This window comes from Archangium lipolyticum, assembly GCF_024623785.1.
Classification (GTDB): domain Bacteria; phylum Myxococcota; class Myxococcia; order Myxococcales; family Myxococcaceae; genus Archangium; species Archangium lipolyticum.
In genome coordinates this window covers 723,280-745,263 of record NZ_JANKBZ010000003.1, presented here as the reverse complement: position 1 = coordinate 745,263, position 21,984 = coordinate 723,280, and the positions used below count along the sequence as shown (strand labels likewise).

At 68.5% G+C, this 21,984-nt stretch carries 19 protein-coding genes and 3 tRNA genes; 13 read left to right on the top strand and 9 right to left on the bottom strand.

The window, feature by feature from the left end:
- Positions 1–109: 109 nt before the first annotated feature.
- From rplS to rsmI, 4 genes are all read left to right on the top strand, one after another.
- On the top strand, positions 110–514 hold the full coding sequence (gene rplS / locus NR810_RS10085; protein ID WP_204228342.1) for a 50S ribosomal protein L19: 405 nt from the start codon (positions 110–112) through the stop codon (positions 512–514).
- Positions 515–613: 99 nt separating this feature from the next.
- Positions 614–2,569, top strand: a complete 1,956-nt coding sequence (locus NR810_RS10080) for an ATP-binding protein (protein WP_257450651.1) — start codon at positions 614–616, stop codon at positions 2,567–2,569.
- A 37-nt stretch (positions 2,570–2,606) separates the two neighbouring features.
- Positions 2,607–2,990, top strand: a complete 384-nt coding sequence (locus NR810_RS10075) for a YraN family protein (protein ID WP_257450649.1) — start codon at positions 2,607–2,609, stop codon at positions 2,988–2,990.
- A 7-nt stretch (positions 2,991–2,997) separates the two neighbouring features.
- Positions 2,998–3,828 carry a 16S rRNA (cytidine(1402)-2'-O)-methyltransferase gene (gene rsmI / locus NR810_RS10070; protein WP_257450647.1) on the top strand — a complete coding sequence of 277 codons (831 nt, stop codon included), beginning with the start codon at positions 2,998–3,000 and terminating at the stop codon, positions 3,826–3,828.
- 128 nt (positions 3,829–3,956) lie between these two features.
- Here the strand turns inward: rsmI and NR810_RS10065 are convergent, their stop codons facing one another.
- The 5 genes from NR810_RS10065 to NR810_RS10045 all read right to left on the bottom strand — a co-directional run bounded on the left by NR810_RS10065 (position 3,957) and on the right by NR810_RS10045 (position 9,294).
- On the bottom strand, positions 3,957–5,228 hold the full coding sequence (locus NR810_RS10065; protein WP_257450645.1) for a hypothetical protein: 1,272 nt from the start codon (positions 5,226–5,228) through the stop codon (positions 3,957–3,959).
- A gap of 119 nt (positions 5,229–5,347) precedes the next feature.
- Positions 5,348–6,361: a M23 family metallopeptidase gene (locus NR810_RS10060; RefSeq protein WP_257450643.1), complete on the bottom strand. Its 1,014-nt coding sequence runs from the start codon at positions 6,359–6,361 to the stop codon at positions 5,348–5,350.
- A 137-nt stretch (positions 6,362–6,498) separates the two neighbouring features.
- A complete protein-coding gene (locus NR810_RS10055; RefSeq protein WP_257450641.1) occupies positions 6,499–7,917 on the bottom strand; it encodes a sigma-54-dependent transcriptional regulator in 1,419 nt (472 codons plus the stop codon).
- A 26-nt stretch (positions 7,918–7,943) separates the two neighbouring features.
- Positions 7,944–8,801, bottom strand: a complete 858-nt coding sequence (locus NR810_RS10050; protein ID WP_257450638.1) for a family 1 encapsulin nanocompartment shell protein — start codon at positions 8,799–8,801, stop codon at positions 7,944–7,946.
- 25 nt (positions 8,802–8,826) lie between these two features.
- On the bottom strand, positions 8,827–9,294 hold the full coding sequence (locus NR810_RS10045; RefSeq protein WP_257450637.1) for a ferritin family protein: 468 nt from the start codon (positions 9,292–9,294) through the stop codon (positions 8,827–8,829).
- Between the two features lie 106 nt (positions 9,295–9,400).
- Between NR810_RS10045 and murJ the strand changes: the two genes are divergently transcribed.
- The 6 genes from murJ (at position 9,401) to NR810_RS10015 (ending at position 14,337) form a co-directional block, all read left to right on the top strand.
- Complete coding sequence (gene murJ / locus NR810_RS10040; protein ID WP_407653765.1) at positions 9,401–11,104, top strand: murein biosynthesis integral membrane protein MurJ; 1,704 nt, start codon at positions 9,401–9,403, stop codon at positions 11,102–11,104.
- Positions 11,105–11,489: 385 nt separating this feature from the next.
- Positions 11,490–13,574 carry a S1 RNA-binding domain-containing protein gene (locus tag NR810_RS10035; RefSeq protein ID WP_257450635.1) on the top strand — a complete coding sequence of 695 codons (2,085 nt, stop codon included), beginning with the start codon at positions 11,490–11,492 and terminating at the stop codon, positions 13,572–13,574.
- A 102-nt stretch (positions 13,575–13,676) separates the two neighbouring features.
- Positions 13,677–13,750: transfer RNA gene (locus tag NR810_RS10030), tRNA-Met, on the top strand.
- Between the two features lie 75 nt (positions 13,751–13,825).
- A tRNA-Met gene (locus tag NR810_RS10025) sits at positions 13,826–13,899 on the top strand.
- Between the two features lie 85 nt (positions 13,900–13,984).
- Positions 13,985–14,058, top strand: a tRNA-Met gene (locus tag NR810_RS10020).
- A gap of 87 nt (positions 14,059–14,145) precedes the next feature.
- Positions 14,146–14,337 carry a hypothetical protein gene (locus NR810_RS10015; RefSeq protein WP_257450633.1) on the top strand — a complete coding sequence of 64 codons (192 nt, stop codon included), beginning with the start codon at positions 14,146–14,148 and terminating at the stop codon, positions 14,335–14,337.
- A gap of 3 nt (positions 14,338–14,340) precedes the next feature.
- On the opposite strand, the gene sitI6 is transcribed toward NR810_RS10015, so the two are convergent.
- The 3 genes from sitI6 to NR810_RS10000 form a co-directional block, all read right to left on the bottom strand.
- Complete coding sequence (sitI6, locus tag NR810_RS10010) at positions 14,341–15,054, bottom strand: SitI6 family double-CXXCG motif immunity protein (protein WP_257450632.1); 714 nt, start codon at positions 15,052–15,054, stop codon at positions 14,341–14,343.
- Between the two features lie 4 nt (positions 15,055–15,058).
- On the bottom strand, positions 15,059–15,745 hold the full coding sequence (sitA6, locus tag NR810_RS10005; RefSeq protein WP_257450630.1) for a SitA6 family polymorphic toxin lipoprotein: 687 nt from the start codon (positions 15,743–15,745) through the stop codon (positions 15,059–15,061).
- Positions 15,746–15,826: 81 nt separating this feature from the next.
- Entirely contained in the window at positions 15,827–16,528 is a 702-nt protein-coding gene (locus NR810_RS10000) for a 2OG-Fe(II) oxygenase (RefSeq protein WP_257450628.1), read from the bottom strand.
- Between the two features lie 98 nt (positions 16,529–16,626).
- Here NR810_RS10000 and NR810_RS09995 point away from each other — a divergent pair, with 98 nt between their 5' ends.
- A complete protein-coding gene (locus NR810_RS09995; RefSeq protein WP_257450626.1) occupies positions 16,627–17,520 on the top strand; it encodes an acyl-CoA desaturase in 894 nt (297 codons plus the stop codon).
- A gap of 5 nt (positions 17,521–17,525) precedes the next feature.
- On the opposite strand, the gene NR810_RS09990 is transcribed toward NR810_RS09995, so the two are convergent.
- Positions 17,526–18,566 (bottom strand): DNA topoisomerase IB, encoded by a 1,041-nt coding sequence (locus NR810_RS09990; protein ID WP_257450624.1) that lies wholly within the window; start codon positions 18,564–18,566, stop codon positions 17,526–17,528.
- A gap of 193 nt (positions 18,567–18,759) precedes the next feature.
- On the opposite strand from NR810_RS09990, the gene NR810_RS09985 reads away from it, so the two are divergent.
- Positions 18,760–19,554: a hypothetical protein gene (locus tag NR810_RS09985; RefSeq protein ID WP_257450622.1), complete on the top strand. Its 795-nt coding sequence runs from the start codon at positions 18,760–18,762 to the stop codon at positions 19,552–19,554.
- Positions 19,555–19,662: 108 nt separating this feature from the next.
- Complete coding sequence (locus tag NR810_RS09980) at positions 19,663–21,867, top strand: SPFH domain-containing protein (protein ID WP_257450620.1); 2,205 nt, start codon at positions 19,663–19,665, stop codon at positions 21,865–21,867.
- Positions 21,868–21,984 lie beyond the last annotated feature (117 nt).

Below are 21,984 nucleotides of genomic sequence, written 5' to 3'. Positions count from 1 at the left end.
ATGGTCGGTGTTCTGCGGGCTTGTCCGACCCCCGGCTCTCTGGTAGTACGGCCCGCTCTCAAGTTTCGTACCCCGAGTCCGAGCATCAGGGGATTACTGGAGTCAAGTCATGCGTCGCAGCGCTATCGAGTACGTGGAGGCCAAGAATCTCCGCCAGGACGTTACCCCGTTCCGCACGGGTGACTCCGTTCGCGTCCACTGGAAGATCAAGGAAGGCGACAAGGAGCGCGTGCAGGCCTTCGAGGGTGTCGTCATCCGCAAGACGAAGGGCAACAACCGCGCCACCTTCACCGTGCGCAAGGTCTCCTTCGGCGTCGGCGTGGAGCGCATCTTCCCGGTGCACAGCCCGCGCTACGAGAAGATCGAGGTCCTGAGCCGCGGCAACGTGAACCGCAACCGCCTCTTCTACCTCCGCGCCCTCAAGGGCAAGGCCTCCCGCGTGGAGACCCAGGAGGACGCGGAGATGCGCCGCGCCACCTCGTCTGGCAAGGCCGCCGAGCAGGCGAGGGCCTGAGCCCCTCCCGGCCCTCGTGGCCGGTTTCTCAAAAAGGGAGTGTCCCTTTACGAGGGCACTCCCTTTTTTCATGTGCATGCGGGCTAGAATGGGCGGCGCATGAACTTCGTCGAGGTCGCCGTCCAGAACGTCCGGGGTTTCTCTCCCACGGGCCGTTTCGCCTTCAAGTCCGGGTATCTGGTGCTCAAGCCGCCCGCGGAATCGAGCCCGCTGGCCGGACTCGCGCTCGCGCTGCTGTACGCGGACGGGAGGGGTGGAGATGCAGCCCTCGCGGCCTCTTCGCAGAAGCCGGGCAAGGCCGCGCTCTCCTTCGTGGGCCAGGACAACGTCACCTACCGCGTGCTGCGCGAGCTGGGTGGAGGTGGCTCGCTGCACCGGCTCAACCCCACCACGAAGCAGCCGGAGCTGGTGACGCAGGACACCACCGACGCGAACCAGTTCCTCCGCGGCCAGGCGGGGCTCCCGCCGCGCACCTCCTTCGAGCAGCTCTTCTGTCTCCAGGCGGTGCAGCTGCCCTCGCGCCGGCCTCGGGGCGCGGGCCGGGCGGCCTCCACGTCGGGCCTGCGCGCGATGTCGACTCCGGGCATGCCCGCCCTGCGCACGCAGTCGTCGCCGGGCATGCCGGGTCTCCACTCGCCCTCGTCGCCGGGCATGCCCGCGGTGATGCCCGCGTCGGACGTTCCCGCGGCCGAGGCGAAGCTGAAGGAGCTCGAGAGGGAGTACGTGCTCTGCAAGGAGGTGGACAACCTCCAGTTCGAGGTGGACGGGCTCAACTCGCAGGTCTTCGATCTCGAGTCGAAGCTGCGGAGCACCGAGGGGTTGAAGGAGAAGCTGCGTCAGGTGGAGGCGGCGTGGGCCGCCGAGCCCACGCCCGAGTCACTGGGGTTGCCGCAGGACATCGTGGCCCGGGCGGAGCGTTACCCGAAGCTCATCGCCCGGAAGGACGATGCGCTCGCGCGGCTCGAGTCCGAGCGCGAGGCGGCCGAGGAGGAGTCGCGGCGTCTGCCGGACGTGGAGCCCCTCACCCGCAACCGCAACTTCTGGATCGCCGTGGGAGCGGGGGTGGCGTGCTTCCTGGCGGGCCTCGCCCTGGAGGGCATGGGCCGGTACGTGGGGCTGCTGGACATTCCGGCCTTCGGCTTCGCCGCGGTGCTGGCGCTGCGCCACGTGGACGAGCTGCAGTACACCGACAAGGTGCGCCGCAAGGGCGAGATGTTCGCCGTGCGCGAGAAGAAGATCCTCGAGGAGTTCGAGGCGGATGCGGCGGCGGTGCGCAAGGCCATGGAGGTGTTCGACGTGGACACGCCGGCGGACATTCCTCCGCGGCTCCAGCGACGCGAGGAGCTCGGCGCCGAGGTGGCCCAGCTGCGCGCGCAGCTCGTGTCCATGGAGAGGCACCCGGAGTTCGTCGAGGCCGCGAACCAGCTGCCGGTGATCCGCCAGCAGATCGAGCTGCTCAACGCGCAGGTGACCGAGAAGGGCTCGTTCGTCCGGGACGTGCGCGAGGTGGAGCGCGAGATGGCGCGGCTCAAGGAGTCCATCGCGCTCGCGCGCAATCCGCAGATGCTGATGGGCGCGATCATGCCGGGCATGGAGATGTCGGGCCTGGAGCCGCTGGAGGATCCGGCGCCCATGTTGATCAGCCTGACGGCGGACATCCTGGCCACGGACATGCACGCGGTGATGGGGATGCTCCGGGAGCGGTGCGTGCAGTACTTTGGCGCGCTCACGGATCGCCGTTATGTCGGGGTGGAGTGGGACAAGGACGGGAGGACGGTGGTGGCGGGCGCCTCGGGCCGGCGGATGCCGCTGGGCGAGCTGCCTCCGCGCGAGGTGGACCTGTTCTTCCTGAGCCTGCGGCTGACGGTGGTGGAGAAGGTGAGCGCGCGGGTGAAGCTGCCGCTGCTGGTGGAGGACGCGCTGATCGGCGTGGACGAGGCGAAGCTGCCGCTGCTGGGGCGGATGCTCAAGCACCTGGGGACGATGACGCAGGTGCTGCACGTGACGGCGCACCCGGGCTTCACGCAGTTGGCGGACGGGACGGTCAATCTGTAGTGCGAGGGCCCCGGGATGGGGCCTCTGGGAGGGGTGGATGGGAAGGGGAGGGGCGGAGGTGGATCGGAAGGGGTATGGGGACGAGGGCGAGGAGGCGGCGGTGCGCTTCCTGGAGGGGCAGGGCTACCGGGTGAGGGCGCGCAACTATGCGTGCCGCCACGGGGAGCTGGACGTGGTGGCCGAGCACGGGGAGACGGTGTGCTTCGTGGAGGTGCGGATGCGCTCCACGGCGGTGTGGGGAGATCCGTCCCACACCGTGTCGTTCGCGAAGCAGCGCAGGGTGGTGAAGGCGGCGCTGCACTACCTGCAGACGCAGAGGCTGCGGGAGAAGATGATCCGCTTCGACGTCATCTCGGTGGTGGGCCGCGGCGAGCGCGCGACGGTGGAGCACCTGCCGGGCGCGTTCGACGCGGGCATGTGAGGCACGGATGGCAGGGACGCTCTATCTGGTGGCCACGCCCATCGGGAACCTGGGGGACATCTCCGCGCGCGCGCTGGAGACGTTGAAGCAGGTGTCCTTCGTGGCGTGCGAGGACACGCGGCGCTCGCGCGTGCTGTTGGACCACTTCGGAATCTCGGCGGACACGGTGAGCCTGCCGGCCTTCGCGGAGGGCCAGCGGGCCGGGCGCATCCTGGATCGGCTCGAGGCGGGGGAGGACTGCGCGCTGGTGACGGACGCGGGCAGCCCGGCGATCAGCGATCCCGGGGAGAAGCTGGTGGCGGAGGCGCTCGAGCGAGGGGTGAAGGTGGTGCCGGTACCGGGGCCCGCGGCGCTGATCGCGGCGCTGAGCGCCTCGGGGCTACCGACGGGCCGCTTCCACTTCCTGGGCTTCCTGCCGCGCAAGGGGCCGGAGCGCCAGAGCATGTTGGAGGAGGTGGCGCCGCTCTCGGCGACGCTGGCCCTGTACGAGTCCCCGCGGAGGCTGGCCGAGACGCTGGCGGACCTGAAGGAGGCGTTGGGGGAGCGGCGGGGGGTGGTGGCGCGGGAGCTGACGAAGGTGCACGAGGAATTCGTGCGAGGAACGCTGTCGGAGCTGGTGGGGCGCTACGCGAAGGAGGAGCCGCGGGGCGAGGTGGTGGTGCTGGTGGAGGGACGCACGGGAGAGCACCGCTGGTCCGAGGAGGAGCTGCGGCGTGCGTTGGAGGAGGGGCTGGGACGAGGGGAGAAGCTGAAGGGACTGAGCACGGAGCTGGCGAAGCGGGCCGGATGGCCGGGGCAGGACGTGTACCGGCTGGGGCTCGGGCTCAAGAAGAGGTGAAGACCCTCACCCCAGCCCTCTCCCAGGGGGAGAGGGGGCATACACGGTGAGGAACCAGGTTGGACCCTCTCCCTCTGGGAGAGGGACGGGGTGAGGGTCTACCGTCGCCCCGTCCTGCTCCGTGACGCCTAGAAACTGAAGGTAGCGCTCAGCTCCAGCCGGAAGTCCTTGCTCTCGGTGGCGTAGAAGCGGCGCGAGACGAAGTCCGTGCGGTAGTCGAAGTTGGGGTTGATCTCCGCGGGGTTGGTCGTGATGTCCACCGTTCCGCTCTTGTCGATATCCTTGCCGATCTGTTCGTCGGTCAGGACGTGGTCCGTGTTGTACAGGAGCATGGCGGAGCCGCGGAGGGTCAGCACGTCGTTGACGTGGGCCTTGAGGGCGAGCTGTCCACCCACCTGCATGTAATCGCCGGTGTAGAGCAGCTTGCGGAGGGCGCCGCTCAGCTCGTTGTAGTAGCGGCCCTCGGAGACGTAGTTGGTGATGGCGCGCAGGTCCAGCCACACCTTGCGGTTGGGCTGGTTGTAGACGTGGAACTCGGAGCCGAACGTGAGACCGCCGGTGTGGGGGGCCTGGATGCCCGTGGTCTTGCGATCCCACTCATCGATGCCGCAGTTCTGGGGGCGGCCGAGGTTCTGCGGATCCAGGTTCTTCTGGTCGCAGTTGGAGTAGAAGCCGGGGCCACGCACGGGGACGGTGTAGTGCATCCGGAAGTAGGGGTCGGCGATGCCGATCTTCCGGGAGAGCGCGGTGTACATCGTGTACTTGTGCACGCGGTCGCCGATGTTGCGCGCGTTTTCCGCCTCCGAATCCGTCGGCACGCTGGGATCCAGCTTGGCGGCGGTGGGGGCCTCGTAGTCGAGCCCCACGACCCACATGGGCTTGGTGTCGTCCTTGCGCTGGTTGAAGATGGCCCAGGCCAGACCGAAGCGCATGTTGCCCACGCCGCCGCGCAACGTCTCCAGGGGGACGTTGAAGAGCGGCTGAGCGCTCGGGAGCGTGCAGGGCTCACCATCCGCGCAGTTGTTGCCGATGGTGTTGTTGAGGATGGTGGAGTTGCTGTCCGAGACGAAGTCCCACTTCTCGGTGCGCACGAAGACGATGGGCACGCCGAAGGAGAGCTCGACATCTCGGGAGATGCCGATGGCCAGGTCGAAGTTCAGCCGTGGGTCGGCGCCCCTGTACCAGAGCGCGTTGGCGTACCGCTTCCCCTCGGCCGTGGTGGGGAGCGACTCGCGGACGATCTTCGTACGCCGTTGGGTGGTCTCGACGCCCACGTCGATGAACATCCCGAACGGATCATCGTCCTCGAAGGAGGAAGCGACGCGGGTGATATCCGCTGCGGTGGCGACGAACGGCGCACCCAGCGTCAGCGCGGCGACAACAGCGCGAAGCCTGGACATCCGACCTCCGGAACCACTCCCCGGGCGCCCAGCCCCACTCGCCTAACCCCCGGGAAATGTTGAGAAATTGTCCGGGGACGCTAGCCGTCACAAGCAGGGGTGTCAAGAAACGGATGGCTTCAGCCGCCGGCCACGGTGGTGCCGAACAGCCCATCCAGCCGGCGAATCTCGGCCTCGAGGGTGGGGCGCTGGGCGGCCGGCAGCGAGCGCCGGTAGGTGCGATGGGTCTCGTAGGGATCCAACACGCGATCCTCGCCGACCTCGAGCTGGTAGTGCAGGTGGGGTGCGAAGGAGCGGCCACTGTTGCCGCTGCGGCCCAGCACGGCGCCCGTGGCGAAGCGGTCGCCCACCTTCACCGTGCGGGGCAGCTCGTCCATGTGCAGGAAGATGGCGCGGCGGTGCTTGCCGCCCGTCTCCTCGAGCTCGAGGCAGTTGCCGTTGTAGCGGAAGCTCCAGTTCTTGCGGCGGATGACGCCGGTGAAGGGAGCCTTCACGGGGGTGCCCACGGGGGTCTTGAAGTCCACGCCCTTGTGGCGGCGGCCATCGCGCAGCAGGGACGTCACCTGCTCGTAGTCGTCCAGGGGCGAGTTCTCCAGGCGCAGCTCCAGCTCCTCGCCGCTGGGCAGGTAGTAGCGGGGGTTCTTGTCGCTCTCGGCCTGGAAGCGGTAGGTGCGGTGCGTCTGGCCCGTCTTGTTGCTGGTGAAGCGCACCGCGTGCACGAGGGGCTCCTCGTTGGGGCGCGTCTCGTAGAGGATGTCCAGGGTGTCACCGCGGCGCAGGTCGCCCGGCACATCCACCCACCACACCAGCGTGCGCGTCACCACCTGGGCGAGCGCGGGGCCGATCTCGGGGCCGGCGGCGACGACCATGGCCGTCTCCAGCGGGCCGTCGATGCGGACGGACGCATGGGAGATTCCAGTGGCCTTGGTCGAATCCGGGACCAGGGGAGCGGCCGCCGGAGCGGGGTTGGGGGAGGTGGGATTGGGAGCGGCGCCCGTGTCCCCGGGGCCCGTGGCCACGGGCGGGCTGAGGGGCTGCTCGGTCGCGGCGGTGGCCGGCTTCTCCGAGGTGAGTCGCTGCTTCCACCACCAGACGCCTCCGGCGCCCAGGCCGAGCAGCAAGGAGACGACCATCACCGGCCCCACAGGGCTCTTTTTCGGCTGTGGTCCGAGGGTGGGAAGAGGCGGCCGCATTCAGGCTCCCGAGAGAGGAAAGGGGTTTGCGCCGGGACCGAACCGATGGTTTCGCGGCGATATTTCGCCAGCGTGATTCAGTCGTCGATGCCTTCGTCCCGCCCGTCCTGGGCGGTGGTGTCACGCAGTCCGAACTCCTTCATCTTCGTCTGGAGCGACTTGCGGCTGATCTGCAGCAGCTTGGCGGCTCGCGTGACATTGCCGCCGGTCTCCTCGAGGGCCTTGGTGATGAGGTCCTTCTCGAGCTCGGCCGCCTTCATGCGGACGATGTCCTTGAGCCCTCCCTCGCCGGGAGGAGACTCGAGTGGAGCGGCCGAGGGAGCGGGCGCTGGGGTGCTGGAGCCCTGACGGATGGGGTCCGGCAGATCCTTCGCGGTGATGTGCGGCCCGTCGGCGAAGAGGAGCACGCGCTCGATGAGGTTCTCCAGCTCGCGGATGTTGCCGGGCCAGTTGTAGGCCCGCAGCAGGGCCATCGCGTCGTCGTCGATGGCCTCGATCTTCTTGTTGAGCTTGCGGTTGTACTTCTCCACGAAGTGCCCCGCGAGCATGGGGATGTCGCCGCGGCGCTCGCGCAGGGGCGGGAGCACGATGGGCACCACCGCCAGGCGGTAGTACAGGTCCTTGCGGAAGCGCCCGGCTTCGATCTCGGCCTGCAAGTCCCGGTTGGTGGCGGCGATGAGCCGCACGTCCACGCGGGTCGTCTTGATGCCGCCCACGCGCTCGAACTCGCCCTCCTGGAGGGCGCGCAGCAGCTTCACCTGCATCTCGACGGGGATTTCACCGATCTCGTCGAGGAAGAGAGTGCCACCGTCGGCCAGCTCGAAGCGGCCGGGCTTGGAGGTGACGGCGCCGGTGAAGGCGCCGCGCTCGTAGCCGAAGAGCTCGGACTCGAGGAGGTTGTGGGGGATGGCGGCGCAGTTGATCTTGATGAACGGCTTGTCGCGGCGGCTGGAGGCGCCGTGGAGGGCGGAGGCGATGAGCTCCTTGCCGGTGCCGCTCTCGCCGGTGATGAGGACGGTGGAGGGGGTGTCCGCCACCTTGTCGATGATCTTGAAGACGTCCTGGAGCTGGGTGGACTCGCCGATGATGGCGGCGCGGGCCTTGGCGTCGGCGCGCACGGAGCGCTGGGCGACGTCGTGCGCCTTGGAGGCCTTGGCGATGGCGGCGGACAGCTCGGCCTGGTCGAAGGGCTTGGTGACGTAGTCGAAGGCGCCGGCCTTGATGGCCTCGACGGCGGAGTCGACGGTGCCGTGCGCGGTGATGATGATGACGGGGACGTCGGGGTTGGCGGCGTTGACGGCGCGCAGCACCTCCATGCCGCCAGCCTTGGGCATGACGAGGTCGGTGACGACGATATCCGCGCCGTTTTTGTGGAATTCGGCGAGGCCCTGCTCGCCATCGGCGGCGACCGTGACGTCGAAGCCGTCACGGCGCAGCATGGCGGCGAGCACCTTGCGCAGGTTCGCCTCGTCGTCGATGACCAGAACTTTCGCCATGGGGGCTGGCGGAGGGGCGCGCCGGACTAACCGCGGACCGGCGAGGACTCGAGGGTGCAGATGGAGTCGGGGTGCTTGATGCGAAGGATGAGCGACTCGAGGACGCGGAAGGGGTGATTCATCCGGGAGGCGCCCAGGTAGGCGGCGACCATGTCCATGGCGACGGCGAGGTCCATGTTCTCGCGGCCGGTGGAGACGACGACGCCCGAGTCACCGCGCAGACGGTTGGACTGGAAGACGCCATCGGCGGCGAGCTGCCGGATGGTCTCGATCTCCAGCACGCCCGTCTTCTCGAAGATGCGGTGCAGCAGGGAGAAGAGGCGGGGGGAGAGGACGACGGCATAGGGGCCGTAGTGACCGGACTCGTTGAGCTTGCGGGTGGCCTCGACGATGGCGAGGTAGCCGGCGCCGGGCGTGGCCCAGTCGCCGAGCGGCACGGTGAGGCGGCCGGCGGCGTTCATCAGGCCCTCGTGGCCGAGCTTGGGGTCACCGTAGAAGATGAGCTCGTCTTCCTGCTGGGCGCACAGGGCGGCGGCACCGGCGGCGGCGGACACGTCCAGGGGCATGTTGTGGAGGCGGGCGGCCTCGATGTCGCGCCAGTGGAGCAGGAAGTCCTTGTAGATGATGGGGATCGTCTTGAACTTGCGCGCGTCGGTGAAGACGGAGGCCGTCTCCTGCTCGCCGACGATGTCCACGGCGCCGGGGCTGACGCCGGTGTACTCGTCATGGGGGACGGTCTGCACACCGGCACCCAGCGGACCGTAGATGTCCAGGATGCGACGGCCCACGAGGGAGCGCCGGGCGACCTGGATGACGGTCTCGTTGAGGCGCGCCCACTCGTCCTCGCGCAGCGGGTTCTCGGCATGTCCAAGGAAGTCAGGCATGGGGGAGCTCCAAGGAGGTACGTGCTCAGCGGCTGCGCCGCAGCGAGCCGACGGTCAGGGGTTGGGTGCCCGGGCTGGGCGGCGGTGCCGGCACGCCGTAGACGACGCGCTGGGGAGGAAGCAGGGAAGGAGGCGGCTCGGGGGCGGCGCCGCGCCCGTTGCGGGGCGGGGGAGCCGTGGGAGCCGGGGCGGGAGTGGCCGGGGCGGGAGCCTGGGGAGGCTGGCCCTGGATGGCGCCCTGGAAGTGGCCCTCGACGACGGGCCTGGTGAAGTGGGCCTCCTGGCCGGCGTCGAGGAGGCGAAGCATGTGGACGGCCTCGGCGACGTGCTCCTTCTCCTCGGCGGCGAGGTGCATGAAGAAGTCGCGGAGCTCCGGACTGGAGGAAGCACGAGCGAAGGCCTCGTACTCGTTGATGGTCTCCAGTTCGCGCGCCAACACACGGCGGACGAGCGCGACATCGGTCGAGAGGTCGTTGTCTGGGGGACCGGCCATGAGAGCGCTGACCATTGCGGCCCGCAGGGGGGACCGTCAAGGGAAACCATTGGGGAGGGAGTTCATGCTTCAAGCAGGTGAACGCTCCGCATAGAGTGCGAGCCCCTTGACCGTTTCGTCCGCGCGTTCCGAGACCCCCGCCGCCCCCGAGAAGCCTCCCGCGCCTCCGCGCACGCCCGCGAGGAGTGGAGGAGCGCTGTTCGTGGCGGCGGGCATCCTGGCCTCGAGGTTGATGGGGCTGGTGCGCGAGCGTGTCCTGGCGCACTACCTGGGCAACTCGGGGATGGCGGCCGTGTTCAAGGCGGCGCTGCGCATCCCCAACTTCCTGCAGAACCTCTTTGGGGAGGGGGTGCTCTCGGGGTCGTTCATCCCGGTGTACGCGGGGCTGTTGGGGAAGGGGGACTCGAAGGAAGCGGATCGGGTGGCGGGGGCGGTGTTCGGGCTGCTCGCGCTGGCCACGGGCGTGCTGGTGGCGGTGGGAATGTTGGCCACTCCGCTCTTCGTGGACACGGTGGCCCCGGGCTTCGAGGGCGAGGAGCGCGCGATAGCCATCCGGCTGGTGCGCATCCTCTTTCCGGGCACGGGGATGCTGGTGCTGTCCGCGTGGTGCCTGGGAGTGCTCAACAGCCACCGGAAGTTCTTCCTGTCGTACCTGGCGCCGGTGGTGTGGAACCTGGCGATCATCGCGGCGCTGCTGGTGGCGGGAGGGCGGGGGCTGGGCGAGGAGCGGCTGGTGGTGGTGCTCTCCTACGCGGTGGTGGTGGGCAGCGTCCTGCAGTTCCTGGTGCAGGTGCCGTCGGTGCTGAAGCTGCTGGGACACTTCCGGCCCAGCCTGTCGATGGCCAACGAGTCGGTGCGCCAGGTGCTGCGCAGCTTCGGGACGGTGGTGCTCGGGCGCGGGGTGGTGCAGATCAGCGCCTACATCGACACGTCCTACGCATCGCTCATCGCGACGAGGGCGCTGTCGACACTGACGTACGCGCAGACGATCTACCTCATCCCGGTGAGCCTCTTCGGCATGTCGATCTCCGCGGCGGAGCTGCCGGAGATGTCGCGCACGGCGGGGGCGGGGGAGGAGGTGGCGGGCAAGCTGCGAGCGCGCATCGAGGCGGGCTCACGCCGTATCGCCTTCTTCGTGGTGCCCTCGTCGGCGGCGCTGCTGTTCATCGGGGACGTGGTAGCGGGGGCGCTGCTGCAGACGGGCAAGTTCACCGGGGCGGACACGCGCTTCATCTGGTACGTGCTGATGGGAGCGTCGGTGGGCCTGGTGGCGGCGGCGCTGGGACGGCTGTACGCCTCGACCTTCTACGCGCTGAAGGACACGCGCACACCGCTGCGCTTCGCGGCGCTGAGGGTGGCGCTGGACGCGGCACTGGCCTGGTTCCTGGCGTTCAAGGTGCCAGGGCTGCTGGGACTGCCGGCGCACATGGGAACGGCCTTCTTCCCGCTGTCGGGCGGACTGATGGCCTGGTTCGAGTCGACGATGCTGCGGCGGATGCTCACCCGGCAGCTGGGGTCGGTAAAGCTGCCTCGAGGCATGTCGAAGCTCTGGGGAGCGGCGATCGCGGCGGGGCTGACGGGGCTGGGAATCAAGGTGGCGCTGACGAGGGTGCTGGGGCCGATGCCGGGGGTAGCGCAGGAATGGGGAGGACACCTCCTCCCGACGCCGGCGCTGCACCCCCTCCTCCTCTTCGTGGCGGTGGTCCTGCCTTTCGGGGCGATCTACTTCGGCCTCACGTGGGCGTTCGGGGTGCCCGAGTCGAAATCGGTCCTCCAAAAGGTCCTGGGCCGGAGATTCATCCGCCAATAACCCCAAGGGTAGGATCATGCGCTCCCTCCCTCTCCCGCCGGGAGAGGGTCGGGGTGAGGGTATCTCGCTCCCCGGGCCGACTCCGTGGCAAGCCCCCTCTCCCTCTGGGAGAGGGCTGGGGTGAGGGTCTTCCCTCCGGGAGGAACGTTGCCACTGTGAACGAGGGGCAGAACCTGGGGGGGCAGGCGGGCAGACCGGCTTGGTTCCAAGGGGGATGGCCCATCCGACGGGTCGCGTTATGGAGGGGTTGCGGGCGGAGCAGGCGGAAAGAAGACGACATGCGGCTTCCGTCCGAGCACGGCGCGTGTGTAGAGTGCGCCGCCTTTTTCCCCAGCCGGGGGCATGGTGTCCCAGGGGCTGGATTTCGTTCAGGAAGGTCCTGGCAGTGAGCGACGAGAAGAACGGTTCCGTGGGTTCTGGCGGCGGCGGCGGGGCGGGAGGCTTCGGTCCCAAGAAGCCGAAGGCCACTTTTGGCGACGTGATGCTGGGCATCCCGGCGGGCCGTGGCGGCGAGCGCGAGGAGCGCGGTAGCCGTGATCGGGACCGCCGCTCGGATCGCCCGCGCGGAGAAGGAGAGCGTGGAGGCGAGCGCGAGGCCCGTCCGGCGAAGCCGGAAGGCGAGGCGGGAGGCCAGCCACGAGCGGCTTCGGGCGAGGGAGCACCTCGCGGGGAGCGCCGTGAGCGCGGTGGAGACCGCGGCGGCCGGGGTGGCGAGCGTGGGGGAGGTGGCCGGGGTGGCGAGCGCCGGCCGCAGGGCCCGATGGTGGTGGTGAAGCGCGCCTCGGGCGCGGTGGAGACGCGGGGTCCGGTGACGCCGGCGCCGTCGTCGACCGCTCCGGCCGAGCCGGCGGCGACGACCGAGGCCCCTGTGGCCGCGGCGGAGACCGCTCCGGTCGCGTCGGCGGCGCCTGCGCCGAAGGCTCCGGTGGTTCCGACCCCGAGCAGCGCGCTCTACGAGGAGGTCCCCGAGTCGGAGTCCTTCGCGGAGATGTTCGCGGCGCAGCAGAAGGACGGCGGCATGCCGGGCCGGCGCGCGGTGCGCATCGGCGAGAAGGTGACGGGCACGATCTTCCAGCTCGGCGCGGACACGGCCTTCGTGACGCTGTCCAACGCCAAGAGCGAGGCGATGATCGAGCTGCGCGAGCTCAAGGACGACGAGGGCGTGCTGCGCTACGGCGTGGGTGACACCATCGAGGCGCACGTCATCGAGGCGGGTGCCCGGGGCATCCTGCTGAGCCGCGCGCTGGCCAAGGGCAGCGCCAACATGGCGATGCTGGTCGAGGCCCGCGCCTCGGGCATGCCGGTGGAGGGCATGGTCCTCTCGGTGAACAAGGGCGGGGTCGAGGTGGCGATTGGCGACGTGCGCGCCTTCTGCCCGATCAGCCAGCTGGACATCCGCTTCGTGGAGAAGCCGGACCAGTTCATCGGCGAGAAGCTCACGTTCCGCGTGACCGAGGTGAGGGATCGCAACGTGGTGCTGTCGCGCCGCTCGCTGCTCGAGGACGAGCAGAAGAAGCTGGCGGCCAAGACGCGCGAGTCTCTGGCCGAGGGCAAGGTGGTCAAGGGCAAGGTCACCGGCGTGCGTGACTTCGGCGCGTTCGTGGACCTGGGCGGAGTGGAGGGGATGATCCCCGTCTCCGAGATGTCCTACATGCGCGTGGCCCACCCGAGCGACGTGGTGAAGCAGGGCGACGAGGTGGAGGTGGAGATCCTCCGCATGGAGCCCGCGCAGCCGAACTCGCCGGACAAGGCGAAGCAGAAGGAGCGGATCACGCTCTCGATGCGCGCGCGCCAGGAGGATCCCTTCAAGACGGCGCTCGCGGAGATCAAGGAAGGCGACCGGCTGCAGGGCAAGGTGGTGCGGTTGCAGCCCTTCGGCGCGTTCGTGGAGCTGCGTCCGGGCGTGGACGGCCTGGTGCACATCTCCGCGCTGTCCGAGCGCCGCATCGCGCACCCGCGCGACGTGGTGCAGGTGGGCGAGAGCATCTGGGTGCAGGTGGAGAAGATCGACGCGAACGACAAGCGCATCGGTCTGCGCCGGATCACCGAGGAGGAGGCCCAGCGCCCCGCCGAGGAGCGTCCGGTGGCCGCCGCCGAGGAGAAGAAGCCGGCCGAGCCCGCGGCGCCTCGCCCGAAGGTGGGCCAGGTGGTGGTGGGCAAGGTGGATCGCATCGAGCCCTACGGCGTGTTCCTCGTGTTCCCGGGCGGCAAGGGGCTGATCCCCGCGTCCGAGACGGGCACGGAGCGCGGCACGGATCTGCGCAAGAAGTTCTCGCTGGGCCAGGAGCTGAAGGTGGCCCTGGTGGACATCGACGCGTCCGGGAAGATCCGGCTCTCCATCACCGCCGCCGAGCGGGCCGAGGAGCGCGCGGAGGTCGAGGCGTGGACGAAGAGCCAGCAGCCGGTCGGTGGTGGCAAGAAGGGACTGGGCACCCTGGCCGATCTGTTCAAGCAGAAGCTGGGTAAGTAGTGCGCGCACGGGAGGCGCGGGGAATGGAGAACGCGCCTCCCGGCGTTTGAGGAAAACAGTTGACGCTCCGGGGGGAGGGCGATACTAACCCCCCCACATCGCCGCGGGGTGGAGCAGCCTGGTAGCTCGTCGGGCTCATAACCCGAAGGTCGCAGGTTCAAATCCTGCCCCCGCAACTCAACAGGCCAGAGACCCTGCCTGGAAATGATAGACAGGGTCTCTGGTGTTTGACATAGAGCAGCAAACGGTATCGCGGGGTGGAGCAGCCTGGTAGCTCGTCGGGCTCATAACCCGAAGGTCGCAGGTTCAAATCCTGCCCCCGCAACTCGTGGATGAGGCCCTGCTGGTGAAGAGCCAGCGGGGCTTTATCGTTGCAAGGCTGGTTGTTGTGCTGGGTGTAGGAACGGTATCGCGGGGTGGAGCAGCCTGGTAGCTCGTCGGGCTCATAACCCGAAGGTCGCAGGTTCAAATCCTGCCCCCGCAACTCGCGAATGAAGCCCCGCTGACGATGAGTCAGCGGGGCTTTGTCGTTTCCGGGCTCGCCGCGTGTTCGCGAAGGAACGGACACCACTTGCTGGCGGCCTACGTCGCGGACGAGTACGGCCGCTTCGCGGAAGTGCCCGAGTTGCTGGTGGAGGCGGAACTGCCGGTGGACGTGAGGCGGGAGGTGGCAGCGGTGGCCGAGGCGCTCGCCAGCAAGGTGACACGGAGGGACAGCCACAAGTCACGCGAGCTGGGCTCGCTGGCGGCCCGGTTGCGGTAGGGGTCAGTGCACGGGCAGCTCGCGGATGTCGACTTCGTCCAGCTTCAGGCGCCGGACGGCGTCCACGAAGCGCTCGGTGCCGATGAAGATCGTCTCGAAGTCACTCAGCCGGAACAGGTCGGTATGCGTTGGGAGTGAAGCCGCGTCCAGGATGGGCTCGTCCGGGAAGGGGAAGTAGTCCCGGCTGCATCTGGGGCAGGGTGGAGGTCGCTCCGGCGTGCAATCTGGATGCAGTCGCCCATGGGCAAGGATTTCGAGCTGCAGCAGCTCCGGATGGTTTTTTTGTCGGAAGCGCAGTGCTGTCCGGTAGCCGTGCAAGCCTTGTACTCCCTCGGCCTGCAACTGCTCCAATGCCTCTCGGCGGATCAGGGGGCCACGTAACAATTGGAAGATGAGCGGGCTGAAGGTTCCGGTGGCAGTGCCCGTCAGTGGACCGAAAGCGGCCCCCGGAAGCAGTTGGCCCCCACGTGGCACGAGTGGCTGCACCCGTTCACGCAGCCGCGCGAACTCGTCGAACGACTCCGGTCTGGACTTCTCGTATTCGCCGTGCTCCGGCAGGGAAGACAGGTCCACGCCTGGGTACGCGGAGAAGCCCCCAGCCCAGGTGGTCTTGCACTCAGGACAGCGAAGTCCAGGGAGGGACCACCTGTGCTCGGCGTTGAGGTTGCCGGTGTACCGTGACTGTCTTGGCGCCCGGAGTTCGTAGAACTTCATCATCTCGTTACCTCGCTCTTCCTCCGCGGTGATACGGCACGATGGGCCCCGTCAGCTCGAAGCGAAAAATCAATGCCCCCGCATGGCGGTAGATTTCTTCTGGTGGCACATTGGGATGGGTCTTGATGAAGTCCCTCCACGCTTGGTTCCACAGGCCACCACTGGGCCCCCCACTGTGAATGCGGATGTGGACATGCTCGGGGATGAGGAGGGTGAACAGGTGGATGTCTGGCACTGGCACTCCCTGTCGATGGAACCACTCCTGGAGATCCCGCGCTTGGGGGAAGATGTGGTGCCGGACCCAGCGGCCGGGAGGAAGGGCGGGGACCGGAGGCTTGGGGTCGAAGTGATGGTTGAAGCGGAAGGTGAGTACGGGCTCGGTGTTTCGCGGCCATCCGCCGGAAGGGCCCCACCATCGGCGCGGGGTGGGTGATGCGCCTGGGAGGTAGATGGGTCCGCCTCCCCTGTACGCCAGCAGGACCCCGCGAGGCGCCACCTCCCGGCAGCGGAAGAAGCCGCACTCCTCGCCGTCCTCACGGCAGAGCAGGACGACGCTGCGCTCGTCTTCGCAACCCTCCTCCCAGGAGTCCACGAACTCCGGTGCCGCATTGTCTTCAGGGAGGGGAGGACTCGAGGTCGCGCACGCGGCCAGCAACCCGGCCAGCAACAACCAGAGCCTTGAGGAGATTCGCATGGCGCACGGAGTCTAGATTTCCGTGGAAGCTATCCGGTGAAGCCCTCCGAGCGCTTCGTACGGAACCACACACCGTGCCCGTTACGTGCCGCGCTCGCGGTGCTCCTCAAGATACGCCGCGAAACCGGCCTTGGACTGGATGCGGAACTCGGGCAGTCGCGCGAGCGCCTCGGGCTCGAACGCGTACTGCTCGCACACGAGGCTCGCTCGCAAGGCGCCTTCTCCGCCTCCCGTGAAGGGCTGTACCTCGTGCGTCAGGTCGCCTCGGAAGTGCACCACCAACCCCGGCTTCGGATGCACCTCGCCCAGCGGCTCACTGTCGCGCGAGAGCACCAGCGCGCCTCCCTTCGCGCCCTCGGGCACGTTCAGGTAGAGCACGCTCACGTGTTCGGGTGTCGCTCCCGGCACTCCACTCGGCTCCTGTAGCGTCGCGTCGATGTGCCGGCCCACGCCCCGCCCGGGCTCCACCAGCAGCAGGTTCAGGTAGAAGGCGTTCGGCCTCCGCCGCTCCTTTCGCGGGCCGAAGAGCCGCTCCCGCCAGGGCAGCAGTCCCCGCCAGCTCGCCGGGTCCATCACCAGCTCCAGGTAGTCCCGGATGAAAGGGAAGCGCTCCTCCAGCTTCGCCCGCCCCGTCTCCGTGAAGATGAACGCGAAGCCCCGGCTGCTCTGGAACGTCCCCATCAACGGGCTCCGCGCCACGAAGCGTGACGAGAGCAGGGCCTTGCGTAGGGACTCCAGGCCCGCTCCCGGCATGGCATTGCGGTGGGTGACGTACTCGCTCACGTGCCGGAGCTTAGCGGTTTCTGTCCGCGGCTCCTGGGCTCGCGTCACCCCCGCAACCGCCGCCTCCTCTTTCGGTATTCGAGGAGGGAGGTGGCCATATGTCTGGTGGAGCGTTGGATTCCCAGGGAGTGCGCCCGGGAGACGGGCAGGTGCGGTGGGATGTGGGCAAGTCGCTCTGGTTCACCCTCATGAGCCTGGGGGCGCTGGTGGGGGCGGTACCGACCTTCACGCCGTCGGCGTTCGTGCTCTTCGCGGTGACCACGTCGCTGACGCTGTGCGCGGGGCACTCGGTGGGAATCCACCGGTTGCTCATCCACAAGGCCTTCCGGGCACCGAGGTGGTTGGAGTACGCGCTCGTCTACCTGGGCGTGCTGGTGGGCCTGGGCGGGCCGCGCGGACTGGTGCGCATGCACCAGACCCGGGACTTCCATCAGAACGAGCCCTGGTGCCATGACTACTTCGCGCACCGGCAGCCCGCCTGGCGCGACTACTTCTGGAACCTGCACTGCCGCTTCGAGTTCGCCCAACCCTTCGAGCCCCAAGGGGACGCGCGAGTGGATGCGGACGCCTTCCATGGCTTCCTCGAGCGCACGTGGAGATGGCAGCAGCTTCCCTGGGCCCTGCTCCTGGTGGCGCTCGGAGGGTTGCCCTGGCTGGTATGGGGCGTCTTCGTGCGCGTGACCGTGAGCACCTTCGGTCATTGGTTCGTGGGCTACGTCGCACACCGGAGCGGCTACCGTGGCTGGCACAACGCGGGCGCGGCGGTGCAGGGCTTCAACAGCCTGCTGCTCGGTGCGGTGAGCATGGGGGAGGGCTGGCACAACAACCACCATGCCTTCCCACGCTCGGCGCGGCTGGGCATCCAGTGGTGGGAGCTCGACCTGGGATGGGGGTTCATCGCGCTGCTGCGCGCGGTGGGGCTGGCCACGGACATCCATCTGCCGGGCGAGCGCTCTCGCGCCCACCACGCACAACCGCTGCCGCATGGGTGAGGCCCCTACACCGCGGGCCTCTTTCCGTCTTCCAGCATCTCCAGCAGCGCCTTCTCCGCGCAGTGCAGGGCGGGCTTCTCGTGCTGGGCCAGCTCCGTCACCGACTCGAAGTAGCGCTCCACCACGCGCCCCTTCTCGAACATGGCCAGCACCGACGGGTAGATGTACGAGTCCCTCGCCACCGCTGGCGTGTTCCCCAGGTGCTCGGCCACCTCCTTCACCGCCGCCACCATCGTCTTCTTCGCCACCTTCGGCCCGTCCTTGGCGACCTCGCGGCGCACCCGCTCCCTGGCTCGTGCCAGCGCGCAGGCGCAGATGAGCGTCCCTCCCCACGTGCGGAAGTCCTTCGCGCTGTACCGCGCCCCCATCACCTCCTGGATGTACTCGTTGATGTGGCGCCGCCGCACGTCCACCACGAACCCGTCATCCAGCACGAACTTGAAGACGTCCCGCCCCGGGAGCTTCAGGCACTCGCGCACCACGCGCGCCACCTGCCGATCCTTCAACTCGTGATGCTGTTGCTTCCCGCTCTTGCCCGGGAAGTCGAAGATGACCGTGTCCCCCTTCACCTTCACGTGCCGGGCCCGCAGCGTGGCCAGCCCGAAGCTCTTGTTCTCGTCCGCGTACTGCTGGCTCCCGGGCCGGATGAAGCACGTGCCCAGGATCCGCAGCAGGCACGCCATCACCTTGTCCCGTCCCAGCCCCGGCTTGCGCAGATCCGCCGCCACCCGCCGCCGCAGCTTCGGCAAGGCCCTCGCGAAGTCCACGACCCGCTTGAACTTCTCCGTCTCCCGCTTCCGGGTGAAGGACTCGTGGTAGCGGTACTGCCACCGTCCCGCGCCATCCTTCCCCATGGCCTGGAGCTTCGAGGTCGCCGACGGGCTGATCAGCACGTCCGTCCACGCGGGCGGTATCTTCAGCGCTTCGATGCGCTCGCGCTCCTGCGCGGGCAGCGGCTTGCCGTTGGGCTGCTGGTAGCGGAAGCCACGCTTGGGACTGCCGGCCCGGCGGATTCCCTGCTGCCGCAGTGTCTCGATGTGCGTCATGCCCGTGCTCGGCTCCCGGTCGTGCGCGCCGCGCGCCCGCCATCTGGAATGCCTGTGCAGCCCCGCCCACCCCGTCAACTTGGCCCCACCTCGACCCCCTGGAGGGCAGGCGGGCGGGAAATCGTCCGGAGGGACTGTCATGGGACTGTGAGCCTGGAATAAACTCCGAGTCCTCGATCCACTTGCAGGGCCGATGACCGAATTCCTCGACGCCATCCTCGCCTTCCCGACCGTCCTCTTCACCATCCCCCTGGGCGTGGTGGTGGGCTACTGGCTCACCGTCATGGTGGGCGCCGTGGGGATCGATCTCCTGGATGGGGACCTCGGTGACATGGCCCTGGGTGCCCAGGACGGTGCGATCGAAGGGGGCGTCAAGGCGGCGGTGGAGGGCGGCGCGAAGGCGGCCCTCGAAGGAGGCGCCAAGGCCGCGGTGGAGGGGGGCGTCAAGGGCGGGGCCAGCTTCCTGGAGGTGCTCGGCTTCGGTGGCGTCCCGGTGACGGTGTCCGTCAGCTTCGTGGTGTTCCTCTCCTGGCTGCTGTCGCTGGCCTTCGCCCGGCCCCTGAAGGAGGCCCTGGGGGCGCTCCCCGGCGCGCTCGTCACCGGAGGGCTCGCCGCCCTGTGCCTCGCGGTGGGCCTGATGCTCGCGGGACTGGCGGTGCGGCCCCTGCGGCCCCTGTTCGCCGTCCAACAGGCGCCCCGCCGCTCCGAGCTGATGGGCCGTGTCTGCGTCATCGCCAGCGGACGGGTGGATGGCAGGTTCGGCCACGCCACCTTCGAGGACGGGGGCGCCGGCCTCCTGCTCAACGTGGTGTGTGACAAGGCCAACGAGCTCAAGCGCGGCGAGAAGGCGCTGATCCTCGGCTACGACGCCGCGCGAGATGCCTACGAGGTGGAGCCCGTCGACTGGCTGCTCCCCGAGGAGGTGCAACACCTGAAGGATCCGCTCTCCGCCGCGGCGCTCGCGCGAGACAGGGCGCGCACGCGGTAGACGGCTTCATTTGACTCTCAGTGCCGCGCCGGGGGCTGTTCGTGGGGGAGCCCTGGCGCGTGATAGAAAACAGCCCTCCGATTCACTCGCTCGGGAAACGACACCGACATGGAATTGCCAATCGTCGCCTCCGGAATCGTCGGCGGACTCTTCTTCCTCTTCTGTTCCGCGTTCATCGTCTCCAGGTTCTACCGGCAGGTGGATCAGGGACGCGCGCTGATCATCAACCCGTTCAAGGGCGAGCCGATCGTCACCTTCACCGGCGCCATCGTGTGGCCGATCATCAACCGGGCCGAGGTGATGGACATCGCCCTGAAGACGATCGAGATCGATCGCCGCGGCAAGGAAGGGCTGATCTGCCAGGACAACATCCGCGCGGACATCAAGGTCACCTTCTTCGTCCGGGTGAACAAGACGCGCGAGGACGTGCTCAAGGTGGCCCAGTCCATCGGCTGCGCCCGCGCGAGCGACCAGGAGACGCTGGAGCACCTCTTCGAGGCCAAGTTCTCCGAGGCCCTCAAGACGGTGGGCAAGAGCTTCGACTTCGAGGAGCTCTACACCAAGCGTGACGCCATCAAGGACCAGGTCATCCAGGTGATCGGCAAGGACCTCAACGGCTACATGCTCGAGGACTGCGCCATCGACTTCCTGGAGCAGACTCCGGTCGAGATGCTGGACAAGGACAACATCCTCGACGCGCAGGGCATCCGGAAGATCACCGAGCTCACCTCCGTCCAGAACATCCACACCAACGAGTTCCGCCAGAGCGAGCGCATGGCCATCACCAAGCGCAACGTCGAGGCGGACGAGGCCATCTTCGCCCTCGAGCGCCAGCGCGCCGAGGCGGCCGCCAGGCAGAAGCGCGAGATCGAGTCCATCCAGGCCCGTGAGACCGCGGAGGCCGAGCGCGTGAAGGCCGAGGAGAACGCCAAGCAGCAGCTGGCGCGCATCAAGGCCGAGGAAGAGATCCTCATCAACGATCAGAACAAGCACCGCCAGGTGGAAGTGGCGCAGAAGAACCGCGAGCGCGTGGTGGGTGTCGAGTCCGAGCGCGTGGAGAAGGATCGCGCGCTGGAGGCCATCAACCGCGAGCGCGAGGTGGAGCTGTCGCGCATCGGCAAGGAGAAGCAGCTGGAGGCCGAGAAGAAGGCCATCGCCGACGTGGTGCGCGCCCGCATCGCCGTGGAGAAGACGGTGGCGGAGGAGGAGGAGCGCATCAAGGATCTGCGCGTGAAGGCCGAGGCCACGCGCCGCAAGGACGCGCTGCTCATCACCGCCGAGGCCCAGGCGCAGGAGAAGCTGGTCAAGGACATCAAGGCCGCCGAGGCGAGCAACGAGGTGTCCAAGTACGCGGCGAAGGAGAAGCTCACGCTGGCCGAGGCCGAGCTGCAGGCGTCGGACATGACGGCCAAGGCGAAGATGCGGCTGTCGGAGGGCATCCAGGCCGAGGAGGCCGCGCACGGCCTGGCCGAGGTGCGCGTGAAGGAGGCGGACGCGCTGGCCATCGAGAAGCAGGGCATGGCCACGGTGCGCGTGAAGGAGGCCGAGGCCGCCGTCATCGAGAAGCAGGGCATGGCGCAGGCCACGGTGCTCAAGGAGAAGGGCCTGGCCGAGGCCGCCGCCGCCCGCGAGAAGCTGATCGCGGAGGCCGCCGGTGAGAAGGAGAAGGGGCTGGCGCGCGCGAGCATCGGCGAGGCCGAGGCCCTGGCGATCCAGAAGCGCGGCGAGGCCGAGGCCGTCGCCATCCGCGAGAAGCTGCTCGCCGAGGCCAAGGCCATCGAGGAGAAGCTGCTCGCCGAGGCCCGGGGTCTGGCCGAGAAGGCCGAGTCCATGAAGCTGCTCCAGGGCGCCACCCGCGAGCACGAGGAGTTCCGCCTGCGCCTTCAGAAGGAGCGCGACGTGGAGCTGGCCTCCATCCAGGTCCGCAAGGACATCGCCGAGTCTCAGTCCAAGGTGCTCGCCGAGACGATGGGGCACGCGAAGATCAACATCGTGGGCGGAGACGGCCAGTTCTTCGAGCGCTTCATCAGGGCCATTTCGGTGGGCCAGTCGGTGGACGGCGTGCTCGATCAGAGCGAGACGCTGCGCAAGGCCTTCAGCGGCTACCTGAACGGCGAGAAGGATCTGCCGGCGGACCTCAAGGAGATCCTCTCCAAGCCGGGCCTGACCAGCGACGCGCAGAACCTGGCGATGGCGGCGCTGCTGCACCGCATGGCGCCGAACCCGGCCGCGGCCGCGGCCTCGAACCTCAAGTCGCTCGTGGAGGCCGAGCCCGCGGTCCGGGCGTCGGCTCCCGAGAAGACCCAGGGCTGATCAGCGCGGCAGCGACACGGAGCTCCATACCCTCACCCTCACCCTCTCCCAGGGGGAGAGGGGATCCCGTGTTCGTCCCTCTCCCTCTGGGAGAGGGTCGGGGTGAGGGTATGCGCA